Genomic DNA, 24,881 nt, shown 5'->3' on the forward strand with positions numbered 1-24,881 from the left:
AGTGAAAAAATATAAGGAGTATAAACAGGTAGCGTATCCCAAAATAGGGGAGGATATATTGGCTTTTTGGAAGAGCCACCAAATTTTTGAAAAATCAGTCGAAAACAGGGAAGGAGCCCCCAGTTACACCTTTTACGAAGGGCCCCCGTCCGCCAATGGCACTCCGGGTATTCACCATGTGATGGCCAGAGCCATCAAAGATGTGTTTTGCCGATACAAAACGCTGAAAGGATTTCAGGTGAAACGAAAAGGAGGCTGGGATACGCATGGTCTCCCTGTAGAACTCCAGGTAGAGAAAGAGCTAGGAATTACTAAAGAGGATATCGGGAGCAAAATTTCCGTAGAGGCCTACAACCAGAAGTGCCGGGAAACCGTCATGCGCTATAAGCATGAATGGGATGATCTGACCGAAAAAATCGGGTATTGGGTAGATCTTGACGATCCATATATCACATTCGACGCAAAATACGTCGAAACGTTGTGGCACCTGTTAAAGAAACTGTACGAAAAGGATCTTCTGTACAAAGGCTACACCATCCAACCCTATTCCCCCGCAGCAGGAACCGGTCTTAGTTCGCACGAACTCAACCAACCCGGTTGCTACCGAGATGTGAAAGACACCTCCATTACCGCTCAATTCAAAGTTCGTGGGGAAACGGATCTCTACATCCTTGCCTGGACCACCACTCCCTGGACCCTTCCTTCCAATTCTGCCCTGGCCATTGGGGAGAAACTGGATTATGTGAAAGTACAAACATTCAATCCCTATACCTTTGAACCCCAAACCGTAATTCTTGCAAAGGACAGGATGATGGCCTACCTTCATCCCGATGGATCCAAGGTCGAATTGGAAACCTACAATCCTGGAGATAAAATTATCCCTTACCGAATCGTAGAACAGCTCAAGGGCAAGGAATTACTCGGCCTGAAATACGAGCAACTGTTCCCCATACCGGAGTTGTCCCTTCCAGACCCGGCATTTTCGGTAATCGCCGGGGATTACGTGACCACCGAAGACGGTACCGGAGTTGTACACCTGGCCAAAGCCTTTGGTGCCGACGATTTCAGAACCTTAACCCAGCAAAATGTACCCGGTATATTTCTCCGGGACGACCGGGACCAGGAAATTCCTGTGGTAGACAAGAAAGGGAAATTTCTCCCGGTAGTGGGCAAGTACCTGAAATCCAAAATGGCGGAACACGATATTCAAGCTCACAAGCCGCTGGAAGAAAATGACTTTTTCGTCAAAAATTATGCACTGGATGACGAAAATGATAAATCCTATAAAAGTACGGATGTCATCATTTCCATTATTTTAAAAAATGAAAATAAGGCTTTTAAGGTAGAAAAATACGAGCACAGTTATCCCCATTGTTGGCGAACGGACATGCCTATCTTGTACTATCCACTGGAGAGCTGGTTTATCAAAACCACGGCTTACAAAGATCAGCTGGTAGCACATAACCGAACCATTAACTGGAAGCCGGAATCCACCGGAACCGGCAGGTTTGGTAACTGGCTGGAAAACCTGGTTGATTGGAATCTCAGCCGCTCCCGTTATTGGGGCACTCCTTTACCCATTTGGAGAAACGAGGCTGGCACCCAAACCAAATGTATCGGGTCAATTGCTGAATTGGAAGCAGAAATCGAGCGCTCCATCGCTAAAGGCTACATGAAGGAATCCCCTTTTAAAGGGAAAGAGCCGGATTTGCACCGTCCTTATGTGGACGAGATTGTATTGGTGGCGGAAAACGGTGACAAGCTTTTCCGCGAGGCGGACCTGATTGACGTTTGGTTTGATTCCGGAGCCATGCCTTATGCCCAGTGGCATTATCCTTTTGAAAACGAAGAACAATTTAAGGCCAATTACCCGGCTGATTTTATTGCAGAAGGGGTAGACCAAACCCGGGGTTGGTTTTTTACCCTCCACACCTTGGCGGTGATGCTTTTTGACAGCGTGGCTTTCAAAAATGTCATCGCAAATGGACTGGTGCTGGATAAAAACGGCAACAAAATGTCCAAACGATTGGGCAATGCGGTAGACCCCTTTTTGACGTTAAAAGAATTTGGCCCGGACGCCTTGCGCTGGTACATGCTTAGCAACGCCAATCCCTGGGATAACTTGAAGTTTAATCAAGAAGGAGTAGCCGAAGTACAGAGACGGTTTTTTGGAACACTTCAAAACACCTATAACTTCTTTGCCCTTTACGCCAATCTGGATGACTTTGTCTACCAGACAGAGACTAAGATTCCGGTAAAAAACAGACCGGAGCTGGATCGATGGATCCTTTCCAAGCTTCAATCGCTGATCCGGGAAACCGGTAATGCCTATGAAGATTACGATGTGACCCCTGCCACACGTGCCATCATGGGCTTTACCGTGGACCACCTGTCCAACTGGTATGTACGGCTGGCCAGGAAACGCTTTTGGAGAGGAGACATGAATGCTGACAAGCAGGCAGCTTACGAAACCCTCTACGAATGCCTGGAGATGCTGTCAAAGTTAATGGCACCTGTCGCACCTTTTTATGCCGATTGGCTTTTCCAAAACCTAACCGAAAGTCAGGATAAAAGCCCACTTTCGGTACACTTAACAGACTGGCCTAATGCTGAAGAAACGCTATTCAATCAGCAATTGGAAAATAGCATGCAGCTGGCTCAGGAGATCTCCTCATTGGTGCATTCGCTGAGAAAAAAGGAAAAACTAAAAGTAAGGCAACCCTTGCAGAAAATCCTCATTCCGGTTTTACAAGCGGAAACGCAGGCCTACATCCAGCACGTGGAAGAATTGATCAAATCCGAAGTAAATGTTAAATCCATAGACTACATCGACGATACCTCTGGCATTCTGGTTAAAAGCATCAAACCCAATTTTGCCCTATTGGGAAAAAGATTTGGTCCGAAAATGAAATTAGTTAATCAGGCGATACAAAAATGGGGTAAACAAGAAATCGCTACCATTGAAAACGAAGGTCGGAAAACAATATCCCTCGATGGCACTGAGGAAATCATAGCATTGGAAGAGGTATTGATTCAATCACAGGATATTCCAGGTTGGTCGGTAGCCAGTGATAATGGATTGACGGTGGCGCTGGACGTGACGCTTACTACCGAATTGAAGGAAGAGGGAATTGCCCGGGATTTTGTAAACCGGATCCAAAACCTGAGAAAAGACCTTGGCCTGGAAGTTCAGGATAAAATTCGCATCAAAGCGGCCGCTTCGGATCAACTGGTAACCGATTCATTGAGCCATTTTTCGGATTATATCCAAACCGAAACCCAGGCTTTAGAACTGAAAATGGAAAACGAAATAGAGAATCCAACCGTACTGGAAATGGATGAGTACGAACTCTCCGTTACTATAGAGAAAGTGTAGCTATGAACTATTTGAAATATTTTGGCATCACCCTTATTGTGATCCTCCTGGACCAGGCAGTGAAAATGTTGGTGCATAATGGTATGGATTTCGGTACCGTCGGGCAAATAAAAGTTTTTGGAGATTGGTTTAAACTGCACTATACCACCAATCCTGGCATGGCATTCGGCATGCAACTGGGCTCTGAATACGGTAAATTAATCCTAACCAGTTTTCGGTTGATTGCCATGTTTGGAATTGGTTATTACTTGTATGCCCTAATCCAAAAAAAGGCACACCCGGGATACATCGTCTGCATTTCCATGATTTTAGGAGGGGCAGTTGGAAACTTAATTGACAGTGTTTTTTATGGGGTTTGGCTGGGAAATGCTCCCTTTGATGCACCCAACCCCTGGTTTCACGGTCAGGTAATCGACATGTTTTATATTGATATCTGGGAAGGTTTTATTCCGGAATGGGTTCCGCTGATGGGTGGAAGCTATACGGCACTTTGGCCCATATTTAACATTGCCGATGCCTCCATTTTCGTTGGGGTGGCGATCATTCTCCTCTACCAAAAAAGGTTTTTTGAAGAAAACGACTCGACCGAAGAAGAAGATGAAGTGCAGCGGCAATTTATCGATGAAAAAAAAGCGTAGCATGGCTTCCTTACCGAACTAACAGAAACGATCCTGATTTTGTCTCCTGCCCTCCGTCCGGTGCCGTATAGGATAGCCGGTATACGTAGCTTCCAGCCGGGGCAACTTTTCCCTGGTAGTATCCATTCCATCCCAGGGACTCCTCATCGTTGGTATAGAAAATCACTTCTCCCCATTTGTTAAAAACCCAGAATTCAAGCCCGTCAATCTTTGCAAAAACAGGAAAATAATGGGCATTGCTACCATCTGGAGCATCGGGAGTAAAGCCATCGGGCATGCGTATTTCAAAAGCCAAAATGGTCACCTCCCGGGTAAATTGTGCTGTACAGCCATTCCCATCAACCAGGTCCAGACTCACCGTAAAAGTGCCTTTTTGCCGGTATTGGTGGGAAGGGCTGGCCTCCTCGCTCTGGGTGCCGTCTCCAAAGTCCCACAGAAATGTTGTAACATTCCCTGCGAATTCAGCTTCAAATTCAATTGAATCTCCTATAAAAAATTCGGAAGCGGATCCATTTCCGGGTCCTGAATAATCAAAACTGGCATCCAGCACATAGGGTAGTACTTCTACCTCCTGACTGGAGGAACATCCTTTGTCATCCTGGACAGTAACCGTATAAATTCCCGGTATTACGTTGACCATGATGAATCCATCATCCGCTACTTCCCCTCCGGTCCATTGAATATCAACGGCATCCGCTTCCTCCTCCAAAATCACCAAAAAGGTGGTTTTTAACCCCGGCTCCCCGCAAATTACCTCGGTAGAGGAGGCAATGGTAAATTCCGGAGGCTCCGGAGACTCAATGGTAAACGTTTCTTCCCGGCTACACCCGGAGCTATTGGAAATGACTACGGAATAGGATCCGGGCCCAATACTCTCAAGTGTCGGTGTGGTGGCTCCGTTGGACCAGGCATAGGTAAGCAAGGCCGGATCTCCATCCGGAAGGATAGCGATGGATGCTGATTCCGGATTTTGACAGCTTTGCACAGGTGTAACATCCAAGGCATAGGAAAGAGCTTCGACCCCTCCCACCTCAAAAGAACTTTCTTTTAGGCAACCATTGGTATCCAAAGCCCGAATCAGGTAACTCCCTGCTTCCAAATCCCCAAAGCGAATATTTCTGCCCATCTCAAAATCCCGGCTACCGACCCTTTCTTCCGAACCATCTCCACTTATAAGATATAAGTCCGCGCTAACGGGAGCGGTTCCACCCTGAATTTCAAAGATTACCCATGCTTCTTTCTCCGGATCACATCCCAAATCCAGATTGGAGGCCTCCGTATCCGGAAGGATTTCTAACTGCTCCGGCTGCTCCAATGTCACGGAACCACTTGCAGTACAATTCTGGCTGTCGGTAATTAGGACGGTATAGGTTCCCCGAGGAAGGTTTTCGAGGCTGGGTGTAGTACTATCCGCTTTATCATCCCATTGGTAGGTATAGGGGGGATTGCCTCCTTCTACTTGCACTGAAACCGCGCCGTCGGATGCCCCAAAACAGGAAACAGGAAGTCCACCATAATCAGAAGTAACCGAAACCATGGCCTCCATGGTCTCATGTACCAAGGTAAAGGGCCGAAAACAAGATCTCTCATCACCCAGTACCGCTACAAAGGACCGAGCCTCACCTGATTTGGGGAAAGGATTGCCTGCCGTGTATTCCACAGCGTCATCCTGAACAGGAAAAGTATCGTAAAATCGGGAACCATCCGGGAAATAGCCCAGTATCTCGGATACATCAATCGCATCGTCCACCACATTGCAGAGCTGGATGGCAAGCGGTTCTCCGGCATCCGGACAAGCACCTTCTTCCACCAATACATCAAAATAAATCGGGTCGGACAAGGGACTGAGGACACAGTCGACATCGCTGGCAAAGCCCTGAATGACCGGGCTGGAAAAAGCAACATCGGTATTGGCATTTTTTCCCGTTACCTCTCCGGAAAGGTTAAAATTGGTTGCACATTGAAATCCCGCCGGCCCGGAACAGTTGTCAGGAGCGATTAAGATATACTCCATGTAACCTATTAAATCATCCGGATCTCCCGAGACGGGCACTTCCCCGATTTCCCAAACCAAGGTTCCTCCGGGACCTAGGGATGGATTATAATTGATGCCACCTGGCAGGCTTCCATTCCACCAAACCTCTTTTACTTGTTCGAACTCAACTGATGGCGGCAAGGGAATTTCCACTCTTGCGTCATCGATAGCCTCCTGCCCCTTATTTCTGATTTCTACCCGAAATTCTAATGGCTCCTTACCCATTACCTGATAAACATCATCCACCTGCGGGTTTTCTCCGGTAAACTGCTGGATAACCTCAAGCTTCGTCTGACGGGCATTTATCGAAAAGGTAATATTAAAAATGGCGTAGGTATCGATGACAGAGGCATAATTAAAACGGGTTTGCGTTTGTCCGTTGGCAATGACGCTGTTGTCCTCGTTGGGAACCTGAAAAACAGCCAGGTCCATGCCTGTGTTATTGATAAGTTCCGGTTTTCGGGGATTTCCACCAGTAAAGATACTGCTATTGAAAAAATTAAAGGTGTCGTTTATATCGTGTCGAAGCCGTACAAATTCCCCGGAGTTTACGCCTTCTTCTATTTCAAAATAATCTCCTGTACCGCCCCGTTCGCCTTCTGCTGCCATTATTCCCAATTTGACCTTCACCGGTCCGGATTCCACAGCGGAAAATCCCTGCAAATCAAGAATATTGTCCTGGTTTAGGTAAGATTCGACGTAAGCAAAGCCATCAAAAACAACAACATCTCTGGCTTCCATCAGGGCATTTTCGTAGACCACTACCATTCCCCAGCCTCCAAAAAAACCGATGGAACCACCCGTCCCTTCCTGCAAAGCCAAATCCGCCAGCCAGTACTCTCCCGATCCGGCAGATTTTACCAAATCAGTCACGTCCGCATAGCCAACAAACAAGCCATCCTGTTCCAAATAGGATTCGGGAAACCAGATTTGGTCATTTTGAGCCTGCACGGTAGTGTACTCCGCTTGTCCTGGAACTTTTATACTAACCTGCTTTTTATCGAGATTTTTGGTGATTCCTGATTTTGTTACGTTGAACCGCATGTCTTCAGAGGAACGTCCTGTCCAGTAGAGTCCCGCAAACAGCACTTGGGTACAGGCAGGATCTGCACCGTTTTCATTGGAAAAAACCAGGGTTGCAGCTGAGGAATTAAAGGTTTCCGAATCGTTATCCTCATCCACATACACCATGGGGTAGTTGTTTTGAAAATTCAGGCTGTAATCCTCTAGCGTCAGGTTCGTATTACCAATGATGGTAAAATCTCCATTGATGTTGTATATATTTGTGCTCGGGCCGCTGGGTGTTGATCTGGGCAAAAAGGGCTGAAGAACCTGAGCAGTAGCTGACAAAGCCTGTAATGTCATCCACAACAACAGGATGGCGTACGTTTTTCGCCAAATCTTCTTTTGAAATTTTTGTTTAGTAACCACCTGAAATCCAATTCACATTCCCGTTTTCAAGTATACAAAAAAATTTGAACGGAAATTGAATTACCTAATAAAATAAAACTTCAATTAATTCCTAATAAACAATAAGAAACCACCTATTCGGAAAATAATTCCATTACCTTTTCTTTGGGCAGGGCTTTTATCTGCCTACCATTTTTGCCCTTCATATCCTCGGCTGCAAACAAGGAATTGATAATGGCTTCCTCCGTCGCTTCGATGGCAGCCAAAAACAGAGGTGTAATGGCATTGTTATCCAGGGCTGCTATCGTTAGAGGTGAGGATATCAATTCTTTTAATGTACTAAAAGCAAGCACATAATCCCCGCTTCCATTGGAGGCAATCCCCCCAGTTCGGGCCAGACCCATGATGGCTCTTTTTGCTATGCGTTCCAGGTTCCGCGAGTCGACGGGTGCATCCGTTGCTACCACAATCATGCAGGATCCATCGGCAGATTCCAGTTGGTTTTTAAAGCTATATTGCCCCAGTATTTTACCCACCGGTTGGCCTCCAATTTGTAAAACACCTCCAAAATTACTTTGTACCAGCACCCCAACCGTATAACCACCCAGGTTTTCCGGTAATTTCCGGGAAGAAGTGCCAATTCCACCTTTAAATCCAAAACAAATTGTGCCGGTACCTGCGCCTACATTTCCCTCCTTTACTGGACCGGTTTTCGCTTTTTTAATCGCCTCTGTCACGTGTTCCCGCTTCACATGCCTTCCTCTGATATCGTTAAGATACCCATCGTTTGTTTCTCCTACTACTGCATTAAGGGATCCCACTTTTTCGTTGCCCTCCAAAAATAGCATGTAATCCAATATCCCCTCCATCCCGGTACCCACACTCAATGTATTCGTAAGGATTATCGGAGATTCAAGGTTTCCCAATTCCTGGATTTGCGTACTGCCCGCCAATTTTCCAAAACCATTGCCGACATATACAGCTGCGGGAACTTTCATTTGGAATAAATTGCCCTGATGCGGCATTATGGCCGTGACCCCTGTTCGCACTTCCGTGCCTTCCACCAGGGTAACCTGTCCGACGGCCACTCCGGGTACATCGGTGATGGCATTCCATCTTCCAGGATCCAGAACACCCAATGAAATCCCATAACTTCGGGCACTATTCTGGGCCTGGACTGTGGAATGAATAACCAGGGCCAATACAATCAATACAATTGAATTTCGCATCGTATCAGGAGTTTTGTAAAATGGAGGCCAAATCAGCCGGAGAATAGTGGATGGATTTTAAGGTTTTATTGTCGGTTGTCCGGTAAACTAAAAAGACATCGTCTGCTGGCACATAGTAGCAATCCGTGCCCTTACTTTTATAATACCGTACCGTTTCTTCCGCCTCTTTTTCATTTTTACATGCCTTGCTCATATTGGATCGTTGAACCTCTTCGAACAATGCATGAAATTTGTCCGCCAGGCCAAACTCCAGTATAGCACCGGATAGTACATATTGGATATCACATAATGCATCTGCTACTTCGACTAAGTCCTGCTTTTGGATCGCTTCTTCCAGTTCTTGCAATTCCTCGGCAATTAAAGACAGACGAAGCTGACAGCGGGATGGGGAGGGGATGGCCGGGCTTATTACCACCGGATGCTTAAAGGTCTGGTGAAAACGGGCTACTGAGGACAGGCTCTGCGGATCTTTCATAGGTAGGTCATTGGAATTCCTACCAAATAAAAAAAGAGCCTGCCTAGGAAGCAAGCTCTTTCAAAATAATTTAGACCTGGAATTAGGAATTCTTTTCAAAATTGACGGAGGCTTCCAGATTACTTTCTATCTCATTGTACAGACTGGCATTGCCATCGGCATCATTCGGTCCAATTTCTATGACTCCATCGGAATTTCCATCCACAGCCGCATCAAAATCCACTCCTTCAAACAACGTCTCCAAATCAAAAACGACCATCAGTTCGGTATTCTCGTTGACCTCATGTCCGTCATCGTTTACTGCTTCCGCATGTAATTCTTTTTCTGCATCCATCCAAACTTGAACCGGGTCTCCATTCATTTCTCCTCCTACCCAAAGTGACTTGTTATACAATGGATTGTCCGTCTCAACGGAGGTATTTTTATACAGATCGAATTGAATTTCCTGGTAATTTCCTTTCGGCGTATTCCCTTCACCTAAGGCAGACACTCTGGTCTGGCCTTCACTAATCAGCACCAGGGTTTGGGGCTCAGAGGCGGAAGTGCCCAATTCGGTATTTACATTGGACTTCAGACTGATACTTCCCAGGTCAATTCCGGCTACTATATCCGCTTCAGCAGCATATTTCATTTCCATTGACTTAGTTCCCACCTGGAAATCGGTGACCACAATTGTATTTAACAAGCTTCTGGCGCTGGCATCGGGATTGGAAGGTTGTCTGGCCGTGGATTGCAATTGCACATTTCCCTGATTATCAGGAGGCGTAACATCTTCTTCTGATTGGCAAGAAAATAAAACCAAGGCAATTCCAAAACTCAACCCTGAGGTAATCAAACTTTTTTTTGATACATACATAATAAATTGGTTTGGTTTAGGCGAACTGCTAGACAATCCATATGCCAAAAATTAAACCAACATTCTAAATTAGATTGTAAACAGTTTATTTTAAGTAGTTAATGACATTTTAAAAAGTTTCTTTATATCAGAAAGGAAAGGTGCTTTCAGGCTAATAGTTCAATTTGTGTGAACAATTTCCTCGATTAGAATCCTAAGTTCTTTCGAGGTAAGGAAACCGGGGCATCCCTGATCACGTATCTTTTACCAAGCCAACCCGTCAAAATGACTGATTGACTTCATTTGCGGAGTTTACCCGGTAAATACCATAGTAAATTGAATATAAGCCCGTAATTTCGAACAAGATGATTATTTTTGTAATCGCTTCAGGTATTGGTGGGGTTTTTGATGTGCTTAAGGCACAGATCCCGTCATGGAAAATGTTCTATTTACATTCCCCTGTTCGTCTAACTGGTTAAAATTCAAATGACTATAACGTTTTATAAATATCAGGGAACCGGCAACGATTTCATCATGGTAGATGGACGCGAACATTCCCTGGGAAAGGATCCGATTCCTACGATTAAAAATCTCTGCCATCGAAAATTCGGAATTGGTGCAGACGGTCTAATCCTCTTGAAAGAGAAAACCGGTTTTGATTTTGAAATGGTCTATTATAATGCAGATGGTTCCCAGAGTATGTGTGGCAATGGTGCCCGATGTGCGGTAGCATTCGCTAATTATTTGGGAATAATTGGAAACAGCACCGACTTTCTGGCCATCGATGGCTCTCACCAGGCCGAAATCAAGGGTGATTGGGTGGCCCTGGAAATGGGAACAGTGAAAAAGATACATTCTGCAGGCGAAGATTATTTTGTGGATACCGGATCTCCCCATCACGTGAGGGTTGTTGATGAATTGGCGACTTACGATGTGGTAGGAACGGGAAGAAGCATCCGCAACGATAAAGTAAATTATCCAAAGGGAACCAACGTAAATTTTCTAAAGCCGCTCAACAAAAATCACATCGAGGTAAGAACCTTCGAGCGGGGTGTGGAAGATGAAACCCTTTCCTGTGGAACGGGCGTTACCGCTTGCGCCTTGGTTTATGGCTCCCAACAAGGTCAAAACGAAATAAAAATTAGCACACCGGGAGGAAACCTGGAAGTCAGCTTTGTTGTACATCCAAGTGGAAGCTTTGAAAACATCATCTTGGCAGGTCCTGCCAAACAGGTATTTTCCGGGAAAATTTCGCTTGCCGAAATAGCATGAGGTAGCGGAAATAAAGAATTTAAGAAAGTGATAAAGCAGTAATATATATGATAGAAGCAATAGCAAAAGGGTTAGCAAAGGTTTTTGGTACAAAATCAGACCGGGATATCAAAAGCTTAAGCCCGGCAGTTGGCCTGATAAATGCAGCCTACGATAAACTGGCAACTATTTCGGACGATGAACTGAGAAACGAAACCAGAGCCATCCGAAGCGTCATTAACGAGGACTTAAAAGAATTTGATGAACGCATCGCTCAACTAAGAAGCGAAATTGATGCTATGAGTCCGGATCAGGTTCAGGCCAAGGATGCTTTATTTAACGATATAGACCGGGTAGAAAAAGAACGAGACGAAGCCTTAGAAGTAAGTCTGGAGAAGGTATTGCCCCGAGCCTTTGCAGTAATCAAAGAAACGGCCCGACGCCTGAAAGAAAACGAGCAGCTAACGGTAGCTGCATCCGAAGAAGACCGGGAAATGGCCGCCAACAAATCCTACGTGGAAATAGAAGGTGATCAGGCCATTTGGCACAACCGCTGGTCAGCGGCAGGTGTTGAAGTAACCTGGGACATGTTGCATTACGACGTGCAGCTTTTAGGTGGGGTGGCACTTCACCGGGGAAACATTGCGGAAATGGCTACCGGGGAAGGTAAAACGCTGGTTTCCACTTTACCTGCCTATCTCAATGCACTTGCTGGAAGAGGTGTTCATATCGTCACTGTAAACGATTACCTTGCCAAACGAGATTCTGAATGGAATGCTCCCTTATTCGAATTTCACGGATTGAAAGTCGACTGCATAGATAAGTATTCACCGAATTCTGAAGGCAGAAGAAAAGCTTACCAGTGTGATATCGTCTATGGAACCAACAATGAATTTGGTTTTGATTACCTAAGAGATAATATGGCACGCGACTCCAAAGACCTGGTTCAGGGGAAGCACCATTTTGCCATGATTGATGAGGTAGATTCTGTTTTGATCGATGATGCAAGGACCCCATTAATAATTTCCGGTCCGATTCCCAGAGGAGACGAGCACGAGTTTTATGACATGAAACCCCGGGTTTCCACCCTTGTCGACGAACAACGAAAACTGGTGCAAACCTATTTGTCCGAAGCCAAAAAGCTTATCAAGGAAGGTAAGGAAAAGGAGGGAGGGCTCTCCTTATTCCGAGCTTTTAGAGGCCTTCCTAAATACAAGCCATTGATCAAGTACCTTTCAGAACCCGGAATTCGGGTAATTCTGCAAAAAACTGAAAATTTTTACCTTCAGGATAACAAACGAAACATGCCTGAGGCGGATGAGCCCTTATTGTTTACCATTGATGAAAAATCAAATACCGTAGACCTTACCGATAATGGTATTGAAGTCATTACCAAAAAGAACGAAAATGCCAGCTTCTTCATCCTCCCGGATATTGGGAGCGAAATCGCTGATTTGGAAAAAGACGAGGCGATTGATGAGCGCGAAAAGCTGGTACGAAAGGAAGAGCTCATTAAAGACTATGGTATAAAGGCGCAGCGCATTCATACTGTCAACCAGCTCCTGAAAGCCTATTGCATGTTTGAAAAAGACACGGAATACATTTTGGTGGATGGAAAGGTAAAAATCGTCGATGAACAAACCGGCCGTGTCATGGAAGGACGCCGATATTCTGATGGACTACACCAGGCCATAGAAGCCAAAGAAAATGTAAAGGTGGAAGATGCCACCCAAACCTACGCCACGATTACCCTTCAAAATTATTTCCGAATGTACCACAAACTTTCGGGCATGACCGGTACTGCCGAAACGGAAGCAGGAGAGTTCTGGGAAATTTACAAGTTGGATGTAATTGTCATACCTACCAATAAACCCATTCAACGAAAAGACCGGGAAGACAAGGTTTATAAAACCGTTAGGGAGAAGTTCAATGCGGTGGTAGATGAAATCAACGAGTTGACGGATGCAAACAGGCCTGTACTGGTAGGTACCACATCAGTGGAAATATCGGAATTACTCAGCCGGATGCTGAACATCCGAAAGATCAAACACCAGGTATTGAATGCCAAGCAACACGCCAGGGAGGCGGACGTGGTAGCGGAGGCCGGAAAGCCAAAAACCGTGACCATTGCCACCAACATGGCGGGTAGGGGTACCGACATTAAGTTGACTCCGGAATCCAAAGGAGCTGGAGGTCTTGCAATTATCGGTACGGAAAGACACGAATCCAGACGAGTGGACCGGCAGTTACGCGGTAGATCTGGTAGGCAGGGAGACCCAGGTTCTACCCAGTTTTTTGTTTCCCTGGAAGACAACCTGATGCGTTTGTTTGGATCCGAAAGGATTGCCAAATTAATGGACCGAATGGGTCTGGAGGAAGGAGAAGTCATTCAGCATTCCATGATTACGAAATCCATAGAAAGGGCTCAGCGAAAAGTAGAGGAAAACAACTTTGGCGTAAGAAAGCGCCTACTGGAGTACGATGATGTCATGAACAGCCAGCGGGAAGTCGTTTATCGCAGAAGGAAAAATGCGCTGATCGGTGACCGTCTGGAACTTGATATCCTAAACATCATGTACGATGTATCCGAAGACCTGATAGAAATGGCCAAATCTACCGAAGACCTTGAAAACCTTCGGATGAATATTTTCAGTTCCCTGGGAATTGATTATCAATTTTCTGAATCGGATTTGAAGGATAAGGATCTTTCTACCCTTACCCGAACCCTTTTCAATGCAGCATACGAAAACTACACGAAGAAAAACCAAAGTATTTTAGAAAGGGCCATGCCCATTCTTCGGGATGTTCACAAAAACCGCGGGGCAACCGTAAAAGAAATCATGGTGCCCATCTCGGACGGAATCAAACAAATCGGGGTTGTAATCAACCTGGAATCTACCCTCAATAACGAGGGTAGGGAGCTGATTCGTGCGATAGAAAAAACGGTAACCCTGGCCATTATTGATCAAAACTGGAAAGAACACCTTCGCGACATGGATGATTTGAAACAATCGGTCCAAAATGCAGTGTACGAGCAAAAAGACCCCTTGCTTATCTATAAGTTTGAAGCTTTTGAAATGTTCAAACGATTTCTCGGCAAGTTAAATGATGATATTGTATCGTTTATTTCCAAGTCGGATTTGCCCAAACAGGATCCCGATCAGGTGAAAGCCGCGCAAACGCAACGAAAAAGGGAACCGGCGGTAACGGCTTCCAAAGAGGAGGCAGGAAACAGTCTGGGAAATGCTTCGGGACAACGCGCCGCTTTGGCCAATAGCAGGGCCCGCCCATCCCGTGAGCCGGTGCAGCCTAGAAAATCAGATAAATCCTACGGTAGAAATGACAAGGTAAGCGTAAAGTATGTGGACGGAAAGGTCAAAAAAGATGTGAAATACAAAAGTGTGGAACAGGATCTTTCGGACGCAAAATGCGTGATCATAGAAAATTAAACAACATCCCCATGGCCGGAAAAAAAAGTCTTCTCATCGTATTAAGCCTTATACTATTCAGCAGTTGCGGAATAATCAACATTCGAAAAAGCGGAGGAAGTGCAGAAATGTATTCCAATTACTCGGAAGATCTTAGTAGCACTCGAATTCAATTTGAGCCACTTCCTGATCCCGAGGATTCGAATTTTGAGCCCGAAGGCGACGCTGACCCTATAGATCAGGAACTCGGCCAAAGAATCAATCAAATCATCATGGAAAACGACAAGGAAATGTTCCTGGATGGTTTCACGATCCTGGTTTACAGCGGAGTGGGTAGGGATGCTGCTTTCGAATTACGAAACGAGGTCTATTCCGAATTTCCGGATATCCAAACCTACATGGAATACGAACAACCCCGGTACCTGGTAAAAGTAGGTCGGTACATTAATAAAATAGAAGCCCTGGCAACCTACGAAAAATTAAAACCTCTTTTTCCGGGCTCCCGAATTATTTCTGCACGCTTTCTAAAAGATCATGACCAGCAGAAAAAAGAAGAAGAAAAGATAGAAAATGCTGAAAGATAGAATTCAAAAACTAGCGACCAACTACAAGGAGGACACCATCAAGCTGAGAAGGCATTTACATGCCCATCCGGAATTATCGTTTCAAGAAAACAATACCGTGGCTTTTGTAGAAGAAAAGCTGCGTGGCATGGGTATTGATAAAATTGAACCCAAGGCAAACACCGGATTAGTAGCTTTGATTGAAGGTAAAAATCCTTCCAAAAAAATCATTTCCCTTAGGGCGGATATGGATGCATTACCGATCAACGAAGCAAATGACGTCCCCTACAAATCCACCAATCCGGGCGTGATGCACGCATGTGGACACGACGTACACACCTCCTCCCTACTCGGAACAGCACGAATCCTAAACGAGATCAAAGAAGACTTTGAGGGCACCATCAAATTACTTTTCCAGCCCGGAGAGGAAAAAGTTCCTGGTGGAGCATCGATGATGATCGCCGACAAGGCCCTTGATAATCCCAGACCTTCAGCCATCATGGGTCAGCATGTCATGCCCTTGATTCCTGTGGGGAAAGTTGGTTTTCGGAAAGGCATGTATATGGCCAGTGCTGACGAGCTTTACCTAACTGTGAAAGGAAAAGGGGGCCATGGCGCCATGCCTGAATCGCTGGTAGACCCGGTACTGATCACTGCTCATATACTGGTCGCGCTGCAGCAGGTGGTAAGCCGAAAAGCTGACCCCAAAACTCCATCCGTTCTTTCTTTTGGGAAAGTAATGGCCGATGGAGCTACCAATGTAATTCCGGATGAGGTAAGCATTGAGGGTACCTTTCGAACCCTCGATGAAGATTGGAGAAAAAAGGCACACGAACAGATGATCCGGATTGCAAAAGGAATCGCAGAAGGAATGGGTGGATCAGTAGATTTTGAAGTTCGCAAAGGTTATCCCTTTCTTAAAAACGAGCCCTTGCTTACAGAGCGATGTATACAGGCAGCAAAAGCCTATCTGGGTGATGAGAATGTGGTGGACCTGGATATCTGGATGGCTGCAGAGGATTTTTCCTACTACACCCAGGAAATAGACGGGTGTTTTTACCGACTCGGTACCCGAAATGACACTAAGGGCATCGTATCTGGTGTCCATACCCCTACATTTGATATTGATGAGGATGCCTTGGGGCTAAGCATCGGATTAATGGCCTGGCTTGCTGTTGAGGAATTACAGTATCGCTAATTTTTAATTCTCGCTACCAAAAATGAAAAAAGCAGCATTTTCTTTCCTATTTGCAATAGGGATTTCACTGAATACCTTTGGATGGGGTCAAACCGGTCACAGAGTAGTCGGGCAGATCGCTAGCTGGCATCTCAATAAGAAAGCAGCGAAGGCAATAGAACGAATACTGGGTTCGGAGTCCCTTGCCATGTCCGCAAATTGGATGGATGAAATCAAATCAGATCCGAAATACAGGTATCTCAATCCCTGGCATTACCTGACAGTCAAAACCGGAGAGAAGTACAACCCGGATACTCAGGAAGAGGGAGGAGATGCTTTCAGCAAAACGATAATGATCATTGATGCGCTTCAAAATGGAAATCTGGATGCTGAAACAAAAATAGCTTACCTTAAGATATTGGTGCATTTGGTAGGTGATTTACATCAACCCTTGCATGTAGGCACGGGAGAAGATCGGGGAGGAAACGATGTCGATGTATTCTATTTCAATCAGCAAACCAATCTGCATGCCGTTTGGGATACCCGGATCATCGAAGGAAAAAATTTAAGCTATACCGAACTGGCTGAGCACCTGAACAAAAGATCCAGCAAATCGCTGGTTCAGAATTATCAACGTGATCCCCTTGAAAACTGGTTACAAGAAGCAGTAGACCTGCGCCCCGTCCTCTATAATTTACCTGAAAACAACCGCCTTTCCTACGAATACGTATACCATACCTTTCCGGTCATAGAGGAGCGCTTGCTGGCAGGGGGAATCCGGTTGGCAGGAATTTTGAACGAAATATACGGTTAATATACTATTTCCCGGCGGCCAATACTGCCAAATCAATGCTTTGTGGATGAAATGCTTGCAAGGTCTGGGCACAGGCAGCCAAGGTGGCACCAGTGGTCATCACATCGTCAACAATTACAATTTTTTTATTTATTACCATACCAGGATCAACTACGCTAAATACATCGCTCACATTTTCCCAGCGTTCCATTCTGCTTTTATTAGTTTGGCTTTGGGTTGGAACCATTCGTAGTAAAAGATTAGCAGGGGTTATTTCCAGAGCGGAAGCGAGGCCCTTCGCCAGCTCCTCACTCTGATTATACCCTCTTAACCTGTATTTTTTTTGGTGCAAAGGGACTGGTACGATCAGGTCCCAGGTCTCCTGATACCCATTTTCTTTCAATAAGGTTCCGTACATTTGCCCTAACAACCTGGCGAGGGCAGGTTTATTTTTATACTTTATCTGATGAAGTATTTTTTGACTCATTCCACTTTTAGAAAACCGCAAGTACGCCATGACCTTATCGACAGGGGCCAATCCCAAGACTTTGGTTTTTAGATCGTTGTTTTCCGGAAGCAAATGATAATCCGTCAAGGGTAATCGCGAAATGCATATTTTGCACAACTGGTCTTCGAAAGGAAAAAGGCTTCGTTTACAAATGCAGCAGGTTTCAGGAAAAACCAGGGAGAGAAAATCCTGCCAATAATTGAAACGCATACCTAAAATGGGTTGTTTATAATTGTTGAGCCGTTTTACCTGTTATATTTGTAAGCGCTTACTGGAAATGAATTTACCTAAAATTCACAGCGAATAAAAGGTTTTGAACCAAGAAAACTAACAAGTCATGGCATTAGTCAAAAAGGACCTGGATCTGGAAAAAAGATGGGGAAAACTATTGGAAGGATTGCAAGAACTCCTCGGAAAAAAACCTACAGACATGAATGCCGTATTGTTTATCATTGGTGTTCATGAATTGGGCAAGGGACCAAGGCATTTTTCCAAAGAAGAGAAACAGGATTTGATGCACATCGCTACATGCAAAGTGCTCAGTTTTTCCGGTTTTTATTCCCTGGATTTTATTGACCAGGACGGATGGCCGCATTGGAAATTAGAAAAAACCTTACCACATTTGGACAGTACCGAACAGGAGAAAATGCTAAAACTTCATGTCTTGGAGTATTTTGAAGAGGAATTTGAAATAGATATACAATGAGAATTGTTTCATACAATGTGAATGGTATCCGTGCAGCTCTCAAAAAAGGGTTTCTAGACTGGCTTAAAGCTACAGACCCGGATATTGTTGGCCTTCAGGAAATTAAATCCCTTGAGAATCAGATTGATACCACTCTTTTTAAAGACCTGGGCTATGAAGTTTATTGGTATCCAGCCGTGAAGAAGGGATACAGTGGGGTTGCCATATTGACTAAGCAAATCCCTGAACGAGTAACCTATGGTATGGGCGTAGATGCGTACGATGACGAGGGGCGCATCATCCGGGCGGACTACTCTGATTTTTCCTTTATCAGCGCTTATTTTCCTTCCGGTACCACTGGAGACATCAGACAAGAATTCAAATACCAATTTCTGGACGATATTTATGGTTACAGTCAAGATTTAAGTCGAGAGCTACCGAACTTAATCGTAAGCGGGGACTACAATATATGTCACAAGCCAATCGATATACACAATCCGGTAGCGAACAAGAATACGTCCGGATTCTTACCTGACGAGCGGGCATGGATGGATAAATTCACCAGCTCGGGATTTGAGGACAGTTTCCGGCTTGTCAATCAATCGACGGATCAATACACCTGGTGGAGTTACCGGGCCAATGCAAGAGCCAATAATAAAGGATGGAGAATTGATTATCACATGACCAGTCCCGAAATGAGTAGGCGTGTTAAACATGCAGAGATTTTATCGGAGGCACATCATTCCGATCATTGCCCCATACTGTTGGAGTTAGCGTCAAATGAAATAAAATCATGATTAAAGGATAAAGAATCAATGAAATCAATAAAAATAGCAATTCCTTCTTTGATTGAAAATATTACAATCATTGAAAGTTTCATTGATAATGCCCGAGAAAAGTTTCACATCAACGATGACATTTACGGCAATATCATGATTTCGGTCACAGAATGCGTCAGTAATGCCATCGTGCATGGCAACAAGGAGGACAAGAGAAAAACGGTCCGCTTAGAATTACGTTTTCTAGACGACCAGATAAAATTCATTATCGAAGATGAAGGAGAAGGCTACGATTACCAACATCTAAACGATCCCACCTCTCCTGAAAATTTAGAAAAATCTGGTGGAAGAGGGGTATTTATAATGAAAAACCTTTGTGATGAAATTCAATTTGAAAATGAAGGAAGCAGAATCGTCCTTACTTTTTATATGAATTGAAATGGCCATATATTTCTTTGAGGAAGAAACTCAGGCAAGGCTCAAGCAACGAAGATTGGTAAAAAGATGGATACAAGACATCTCTCTACAGAAAGGCTTTCGTATACAATCGTTAAATTTCATCTTTTGCACTGACCCCTATTTATTGGACATAAACATCAGTTATCTCAAACACGATACGTACACAGATATAATCACTTTTGATCAATCTGAAATAAAGGGGAACATTGAGGCTGATATTTTCATTAGTACAGACAGGGTTAAGGAAAATGCTTACCAGCAAAATTCCAATTACCATACCGAATTATTGAGAGTAATGATTCATGGGGTTTTGCACTTGTGCGGGTACAAGGATAGTTCACCCGAAGAAAAAAACCAGATGCGAAGGGAAGAAACCCGAGCATTACAATTATTCGAAAGTCTAAGTGTTCCACGTGGAACACCAAAACGATAAGAATACTAAAATCAACTGTTCCACGTGGAACACCAAAAGAAAAATTATGTTTCCAACATACGATGTGATAGTAGTAGGTGCCGGCCACGCTGGCTGTGAAGCAGCACATGCTGCAGCAGCAATGGGTTCCTCGGTTCTATTGTGTACCATGAATATGAATACCATCGCACAAATGTCTTGCAATCCTGCTATGGGTGGGGTAGCTAAAGGGCAAATTGTAAGAGAAATCGATGCCTTAGGGGGTAAGTCTGGGATCATTTCAGATAAATCCATGATTCAGTTCCGCATGCTAAATCGATCTAAAGGCCCAGCTATGTGGTCACCGAGATCACAAAATGATCGAATGCGATTCGCTGAGGAGTGGAGATTGACCTTGGAGGCTACACCTGGTGTAGATTTCTGGCAGGAAATGGTTACGGGATTAATCGTTAAAGATAACCGCATTCAGGGAGTGACAACCAGCCTGGGTTTAGAAATTAAATCCCGAACTGTGGTACTAACCAATGGTACATTTCTTAACGGAATCATCCATATTGGGGAAAAACAAATGGGAGGGGGGAGAACGGGAGAGCGAGCGGCAAAAGGTATAACCGAAACCCTGACAGCCCTTGGATTCGAGTCCGGAAGGATGAAAACAGGAACACCCCCACGGGTGGATGGCAGGAGTTTAAATTATGACCTGATGGAGGTCCAAAAAGGGGACGAATTTCCGGAAAAGTTTTCTTATTCACCTGATACAACACCTCCAACAAAGCAACGCAATTGTTGGATTACCTACACCAATAAAGAAGTTCACCAGGCACTAGAAACAGGTTTTGATCGGTCTCCTATGTTTAATGGGCGCATACAAGGTCTCGGCCCCAGGTACTGTCCAAGCATTGAAGACAAAATTAACCGTTTTGCTGAAAGAGATAGGCACCAGATCTTTGTTGAGCCGGAAGGGTGGGATACCGTAGAAATATATGTCAATGGTTTTTCAACTTCTTTGCCAGAGGATATACAGTACAAGGCTTTAAGAAAAATTCCCGGATTCGAAAACGCTAAAATGTTCCGCCCTGGGTATGCTATCGAATACGATTTTTTTCCACCAACCCAACTAAAGCAAACATTAGAGACTAAAATCGTAGCCAATCTGTTTTTTGCAGGGCAAATCAATGGCACTACTGGATATGAAGAAGCGGCTTCCCAAGGATTGATTGCGGGGATGAATGCCCATAATTCCGTCCATGATAAGGAGGGATTTGTGCTTAAACGATCCGAGGCTTATATAGGAGTGCTCATAGATGATTTGATCAATAAGGGTACAGAAGAACCTTACCGGATGTTTACATCCCGAGCGGAATACCGATTACTACTACGGCAGGACAATGCGGATTTGCGCTTAACAGGCCTGGGCTACGCGCAAGGCCTTGCAACGGAAGCGGCTTTCGATTTGATGAAGGAAAAAGAAACAAAAACAAAGGAATTGATAACCAAACTGGAAAAATTGCGGTTCGCTCCAGACACAATTAATTCGAGTTTGGAAGAGCTCCAGACTGCAACCATCAAAGAGAATACCTCTGCTGCCAAACTCCTTAAACGACCACACTTAGGACTAAAAGAACTCATTGAATTAAGCCCTCAATCAATAAAAGAGGAGTTAATGGCCTACCCAACAAATACCCGCGAGCAAGCCGAAATTAAGATTAAGTACCAATCTTATATAGAAAAAGAACGGTTGATGGTAGAAAAGATGAACCATTTAGAAAATCTAACTATTCCCACACAAATGGACTATGCAAATATTAAGGCATTATCAGCAGAAGGAAGACAAAAACTTAATCGTATAAAACCAGCAACTCTAGGACAAGCATCCAGAATAAGCGGGGTATCTCCCGCAGATATGTCTATTTTGACCATCTATCTAGGAAGATAATATGTACGAGCGATTAACCAAATGCCCATTATGCAAAAGCGGGCTATTTATTAATCAACTGGTCGTGGAAGACAAAGCTATCAGTAAAGAATCATTTATTATATGCGCTTGTAAGAATTGCGATTTATGGTTCACCAATCCCAGACCAAACCATGAAAATATCCAAAACTACTATGAATCTCCTAATTACATTTCTCACCAGGAAAAAACCAGAGGAATAACCGATTTCCTTTATCTAATAGTTCGTAAATATACTCTACGACAAAAACTAAATTGGGTTAACTCCCGATTCCCTAAAAAAGGCAGACTACTGGATTATGGCTGTGGTATCGGACTCTTCGGGAAAACTTGCCAGTCTGATGGATGGGAAACTTACGGTATAGAACCAAATACTAACGCGGCCCAAATCGCAGAATCAAAAAATAAGCTAACACTAATACCTAATCTGGAGGCTTTACAGCAACAGAAAAAATTCGATGTCATTACATTATTCCATGTACTGGAACACGTTCATTTACTAAACAAAACAGTAAAAGTCCTGTTGGGTAAATTGAAAAAACGAGGATTACTGTTCATTGCTGTACCAAACCGAGACTCCCCTGATGCTAACGACTTTCAGGAAAATTGGGCCGCCTGGGATGTGCCACGCCATTTATATCACTTCAACGTAAAATCTATGAACTATTTGGCTAATAAACATGAATGTCGAATAGTTGAAACAATACCAATGAAATTTGATAGTTTTTACGTTTCTCTTTTAAGTCATCAATACATCGGCTCAAAAAACAAATTTATTAAGGCACTTAAATCAGGCTTATCCTCTAACCGTAAAGCCAATAATACCAAAAAGAATTATTCCAGCTTACTTTTTATCTTGAAAAAGAAATGAAATTAATCTGCTCCCTTATTTGCCTAGCCCTGGCAGTAATCTTCCTAAGTTCATGCGCTAAGCAAAGTTCACCTATGGGAGGGCCAAGAGACGAGGATCCACCCATCCTTATCAGTTCTTCACCAGAAAACGAAAGTACTCAAGTAAAACCCGAAAACATTTTTTTAGAATTTAACGAGTTCGTCAAACTCGAAAATCCAAATCAGAATATTATCATAACCCCTAAATTGGAAACAAACGAAATCGAATTTTTAGCTATCCAAAATCGCATTTCCATCAAATTAAATCAGGACCTGGAAGACAGCACAACGTACCTTTTCAATTTCCAGAATAGTGTCCAAGACATCACAGAAAATAACCCAGCAGAACGACTTAAACTGGTTTTCTCGACCGGAAGTACCATTGATAGTTTATCCATATCAGGAACAATAGATTTCATTCACCCATACGATAAACCTGATTTGACGAATGTCATCATTGGTTTATACCAAAATTCAGATACTACGGACCTATTTACTTCAGCTCCCTATTACATCACTCAGGCTGACTCAGCTGGTAACTTTGAAATTACTAACATCAAAGAAGGAACATTTCGGGCTTTTGCCTGGTATGACGAAAACAACTCTCTAAAGGCAGAATACAGAAATGAAGCCTATGGATTTTTAAAAGAACCTTTAGAAATAACCGAAAACCTATCAAACCTTCACATAAACCTGGCAAAAGCAGACCTATCACCATTAAAAATAAACCGCTCTGTGAGCACCGGATCTAATTTTGAAATCATATTAAGTAAACCCCCGGCTGAATTTAAAATAACACATCCAAGTATAAATGAAAGTCTATTTTATAGACTTAATGATAATACCATTCGCTTATACCACCGAAATTTAAACAACGATAGCACACAAATACAACTTCAAGTACGAGACTCAGTAGGAGTAGAAATTGATACGCTATTAATGGCAACCTTTGAAGAAAGCGAACGATCAAAAGAAAACCTGGAAGTTACTACTAATTCCAACCAGAACTTCGTTAACGAAATTCAAGCAATATTAACCTTTAATAAACCAATTATTCACATTAATTACGACTCACTTTACTTCACCTATGATTCAGCGAATATCCTACCCATCAAACCAGAGATGCTGACATTAAATGATAGTACCCACTTACGCACCCAAATTCTGATAAATCAAATCATTTCAGATTCCATACCACAAACGAAATTTACCTTATATGCCTCTGATTCTACTTTCCAGGATGTAGAAAATAGTTGGAATACGGAGGAAATAAAAGCAACCTATACCCGACTAAAAACCGATAATCTCGCTGATGGAATCTATGGAAAAATTAATACCCCGGTACAACCCTTACTAGTCCAATTACTAGATAGTAAAAATCAGGTTGTAAGGGAACAATATTTATTAAATACCACCGATTTCGAATTTACTAATCTAGAAGCCACAACTTATAAGCTCCAGGTAATTCAAGATACAAACGGGAACAGGCGATGGGATCCTGGCAACTACAACAAAAACATTCAGCCAGAACTGATTTTCTATTATATCGATGAGGCCACCGGTAATGACGAACTCATTCTTAGAGGAGGGTGGACATTGGAAGATCAAATCATACAACCAAGAAGGAGTTCCGGATTCGAAATACCAGAATCCAAAGAAATCGAATACGACGAAATCGAAATCCCGTTAGATGTACTAATAATAACACATGAGGATTTAGTTAATTGATAATCAATTACTTATATAACAGGAATCTTTATTATTTGAATGTGTATAAGCGATCATAAAAAGAGGATAACCTGTAGAAACTTTAAGCAATTCCACATTCAAATAGACCGAATACCCACACATTTCAACCAATCTTCAAACCATGGGGATAAGTCCCTATTTGTGCACAGCAACCAAAGAAATTACCCACAGACAACTTATCCAGAACCTCCAACAATAAGTTATCCACTTCAACGATAACAATTTTTATACTTA

19 protein-coding genes are annotated in these 24,881 nt (G+C 43.6%); 14 read left to right on the forward strand and 5 right to left on the reverse strand.

Annotation, left to right across the window (positions count from 1 at the left end):
* Position 1: 1 nt before the first annotated feature.
* Both ileS and GKS34_RS12165 read left to right on the forward strand, forming a co-directional pair.
* Positions 2 to 3,376 (forward strand): isoleucine--tRNA ligase, encoded by a 3,375-nt coding sequence (gene ileS, locus GKS34_RS12160; protein WP_163385101.1) that lies wholly within the window; start codon positions 2 to 4, stop codon positions 3,374 to 3,376.
* Positions 3,377 to 3,378: 2 nt separating this feature from the next.
* Entirely contained in the window at positions 3,379 to 4,014 is a 636-nt protein-coding gene (locus GKS34_RS12165) for a lipoprotein signal peptidase (protein ID WP_163385102.1), read from the forward strand.
* Between the two features lie 10 nt (positions 4,015 to 4,024).
* Here the strand turns inward: GKS34_RS12165 and GKS34_RS12170 are convergent, their stop codons facing one another.
* From GKS34_RS12170 to GKS34_RS12185, 4 genes are all read right to left on the reverse strand, one after another.
* Positions 4,025 to 7,480, reverse strand: coding sequence for a PKD domain-containing protein (locus GKS34_RS12170; protein WP_205602065.1), 3,456 nt, complete (start codon positions 7,478 to 7,480; stop codon positions 4,025 to 4,027).
* A gap of 113 nt (positions 7,481 to 7,593) precedes the next feature.
* Positions 7,594 to 8,688 carry a DmpA family aminopeptidase gene (locus tag GKS34_RS12175; RefSeq protein WP_163385104.1) on the reverse strand — a complete coding sequence of 365 codons (1,095 nt, stop codon included), beginning with the start codon at positions 8,686 to 8,688 and terminating at the stop codon, positions 7,594 to 7,596.
* Positions 8,689 to 8,692: 4 nt separating this feature from the next.
* The gene (locus tag GKS34_RS12180; RefSeq protein WP_163385105.1) at positions 8,693 to 9,163 is read right to left on the reverse strand and encodes a pyrophosphohydrolase domain-containing protein; all 471 of its coding nucleotides are present in this window, start codon (positions 9,161 to 9,163) and stop codon (positions 8,693 to 8,695) included.
* Between the two features lie 82 nt (positions 9,164 to 9,245).
* Entirely contained in the window at positions 9,246 to 10,019 is a 774-nt protein-coding gene (locus GKS34_RS12185; protein WP_163385106.1) for a hypothetical protein, read from the reverse strand.
* A gap of 465 nt (positions 10,020 to 10,484) precedes the next feature.
* Here GKS34_RS12185 and dapF point away from each other — a divergent pair, with 465 nt between their 5' ends.
* Genes dapF through GKS34_RS12210 form a run of 5 tightly spaced genes read left to right on the forward strand, consistent with a single transcriptional unit; the run spans position 10,485 to position 17,231 of the window.
* Positions 10,485 to 11,270 carry a diaminopimelate epimerase gene (gene dapF, locus GKS34_RS12190; RefSeq protein WP_163385107.1) on the forward strand — a complete coding sequence of 262 codons (786 nt, stop codon included), beginning with the start codon at positions 10,485 to 10,487 and terminating at the stop codon, positions 11,268 to 11,270.
* 47 nt (positions 11,271 to 11,317) lie between these two features.
* Positions 11,318 to 14,698 carry a preprotein translocase subunit SecA gene (gene secA / locus GKS34_RS12195; RefSeq protein WP_163385108.1) on the forward strand — a complete coding sequence of 1,127 codons (3,381 nt, stop codon included), beginning with the start codon at positions 11,318 to 11,320 and terminating at the stop codon, positions 14,696 to 14,698.
* 11 nt (positions 14,699 to 14,709) lie between these two features.
* Complete coding sequence (locus GKS34_RS12200; RefSeq protein ID WP_163385109.1) at positions 14,710 to 15,261, forward strand: hypothetical protein; 552 nt, start codon at positions 14,710 to 14,712, stop codon at positions 15,259 to 15,261.
* Entirely contained in the window at positions 15,248 to 16,438 is a 1,191-nt protein-coding gene (locus tag GKS34_RS12205) for a M20 metallopeptidase family protein (protein ID WP_163385110.1), read from the forward strand. Before GKS34_RS12200 ends, GKS34_RS12205 begins: the two co-directional genes overlap by 14 nt.
* A 22-nt stretch (positions 16,439 to 16,460) precedes the next feature.
* Positions 16,461 to 17,231: a S1/P1 nuclease gene (locus GKS34_RS12210; protein ID WP_163385111.1), complete on the forward strand. Its 771-nt coding sequence runs from the start codon at positions 16,461 to 16,463 to the stop codon at positions 17,229 to 17,231.
* Between the two features lie 4 nt (positions 17,232 to 17,235).
* Here the strand turns inward: GKS34_RS12210 and GKS34_RS12215 are convergent, their stop codons facing one another.
* Positions 17,236 to 17,928: a ComF family protein gene (locus GKS34_RS12215; RefSeq protein ID WP_163385112.1), complete on the reverse strand. Its 693-nt coding sequence runs from the start codon at positions 17,926 to 17,928 to the stop codon at positions 17,236 to 17,238.
* Positions 17,929 to 18,055: 127 nt separating this feature from the next.
* On the opposite strand from GKS34_RS12215, the gene GKS34_RS12220 reads away from it, so the two are divergent.
* From GKS34_RS12220 to GKS34_RS12250, 7 genes are all read left to right on the forward strand, one after another.
* Complete coding sequence (locus GKS34_RS12220) at positions 18,056 to 18,424, forward strand: hypothetical protein (protein WP_163385113.1); 369 nt, start codon at positions 18,056 to 18,058, stop codon at positions 18,422 to 18,424.
* A complete protein-coding gene (locus GKS34_RS12225; RefSeq protein ID WP_163385114.1) occupies positions 18,421 to 19,200 on the forward strand; it encodes an exodeoxyribonuclease III in 780 nt (259 codons plus the stop codon). The genes GKS34_RS12220 and GKS34_RS12225 overlap by 4 nt, the downstream gene beginning before the upstream one ends.
* An 18-nt stretch (positions 19,201 to 19,218) precedes the next feature.
* A complete protein-coding gene (locus tag GKS34_RS12230) occupies positions 19,219 to 19,620 on the forward strand; it encodes an ATP-binding protein (protein ID WP_163385115.1) in 402 nt (133 codons plus the stop codon).
* A gap of 1 nt (position 19,621) precedes the next feature.
* Positions 19,622 to 20,074, forward strand: a complete 453-nt coding sequence (ybeY, locus tag GKS34_RS12235; RefSeq protein ID WP_163385116.1) for an rRNA maturation RNase YbeY — start codon at positions 19,622 to 19,624, stop codon at positions 20,072 to 20,074.
* Positions 20,075 to 20,120: 46 nt separating this feature from the next.
* On the forward strand, positions 20,121 to 21,989 hold the full coding sequence (gene mnmG / locus GKS34_RS12240) for a tRNA uridine-5-carboxymethylaminomethyl(34) synthesis enzyme MnmG (RefSeq protein WP_163385117.1): 1,869 nt from the start codon (positions 20,121 to 20,123) through the stop codon (positions 21,987 to 21,989).
* Positions 21,990 to 22,053: 64 nt separating this feature from the next.
* Positions 22,054 to 22,878, forward strand: coding sequence for a class I SAM-dependent methyltransferase (locus tag GKS34_RS12245; protein WP_317167978.1), 825 nt, complete (start codon positions 22,054 to 22,056; stop codon positions 22,876 to 22,878).
* A gap of 74 nt (positions 22,879 to 22,952) precedes the next feature.
* Positions 22,953 to 24,626, forward strand: coding sequence for an Ig-like domain-containing domain (locus GKS34_RS12250; protein ID WP_240459284.1), 1,674 nt, complete (start codon positions 22,953 to 22,955; stop codon positions 24,624 to 24,626).
* Positions 24,627 to 24,881: the final 255 nt, after the last annotated feature.

The organism is Cyclobacterium jeungdonense (assembly GCF_010994275.1).
Lineage (GTDB): Bacteria > Bacteroidota > Bacteroidia > Cytophagales > Cyclobacteriaceae > Cyclobacterium > Cyclobacterium jeungdonense.

What these genes read in the sequence shown, in the direction of transcription:
- GKS34_RS12225 (WP_163385114.1), top strand. Translation starts at nt 18,421, where the DNA reads ATGAGAATTGTTTCATACAATGTGAATGGTATCCGTGCAGCTCTCAAA.
- secA (WP_163385108.1), top strand. Translation starts at nt 11,318, where the DNA reads ATGATAGAAGCAATAGCAAAAGGGTTAGCAAAGGTTTTTGGTACAAAA.
- GKS34_RS12210 (WP_163385111.1), top strand. Translation starts at nt 16,461, where the DNA reads ATGAAAAAAGCAGCATTTTCTTTCCTATTTGCAATAGGGATTTCACTG.
- GKS34_RS12165 (WP_163385102.1), top strand. Translation starts at nt 3,379, where the DNA reads ATGAACTATTTGAAATATTTTGGCATCACCCTTATTGTGATCCTCCTG.
- GKS34_RS12250 (WP_240459284.1), top strand. Translation starts at nt 22,953, where the DNA reads ATGGGAGGGCCAAGAGACGAGGATCCACCCATCCTTATCAGTTCTTCA.
- GKS34_RS12220 (WP_163385113.1), top strand. Translation starts at nt 18,056, where the DNA reads ATGGCATTAGTCAAAAAGGACCTGGATCTGGAAAAAAGATGGGGAAAA.
- GKS34_RS12230 (WP_163385115.1), top strand. Translation starts at nt 19,219, where the DNA reads ATGAAATCAATAAAAATAGCAATTCCTTCTTTGATTGAAAATATTACA.
- GKS34_RS12185 (WP_163385106.1), bottom strand. Translation starts at nt 10,019, where the DNA reads ATGTATGTATCAAAAAAAAGTTTGATTACCTCAGGGTTGAGTTTTGGA.
- GKS34_RS12215 (WP_163385112.1), bottom strand. Translation starts at nt 17,928, where the DNA reads ATGCGTTTCAATTATTGGCAGGATTTTCTCTCCCTGGTTTTTCCTGAA.
- dapF (WP_163385107.1), top strand. Translation starts at nt 10,485, where the DNA reads ATGACTATAACGTTTTATAAATATCAGGGAACCGGCAACGATTTCATC.
- mnmG (WP_163385117.1), top strand. Translation starts at nt 20,121, where the DNA reads ATGTTTCCAACATACGATGTGATAGTAGTAGGTGCCGGCCACGCTGGC.
- GKS34_RS12180 (WP_163385105.1), bottom strand. Translation starts at nt 9,163, where the DNA reads ATGAAAGATCCGCAGAGCCTGTCCTCAGTAGCCCGTTTTCACCAGACC.
- GKS34_RS12200 (WP_163385109.1), top strand. Translation starts at nt 14,710, where the DNA reads ATGGCCGGAAAAAAAAGTCTTCTCATCGTATTAAGCCTTATACTATTC.
- GKS34_RS12175 (WP_163385104.1), bottom strand. Translation starts at nt 8,688, where the DNA reads ATGCGAAATTCAATTGTATTGATTGTATTGGCCCTGGTTATTCATTCC.
- GKS34_RS12205 (WP_163385110.1), top strand. Translation starts at nt 15,248, where the DNA reads ATGCTGAAAGATAGAATTCAAAAACTAGCGACCAACTACAAGGAGGAC.
- ybeY (WP_163385116.1), top strand. Translation starts at nt 19,622, where the DNA reads ATGGCCATATATTTCTTTGAGGAAGAAACTCAGGCAAGGCTCAAGCAA.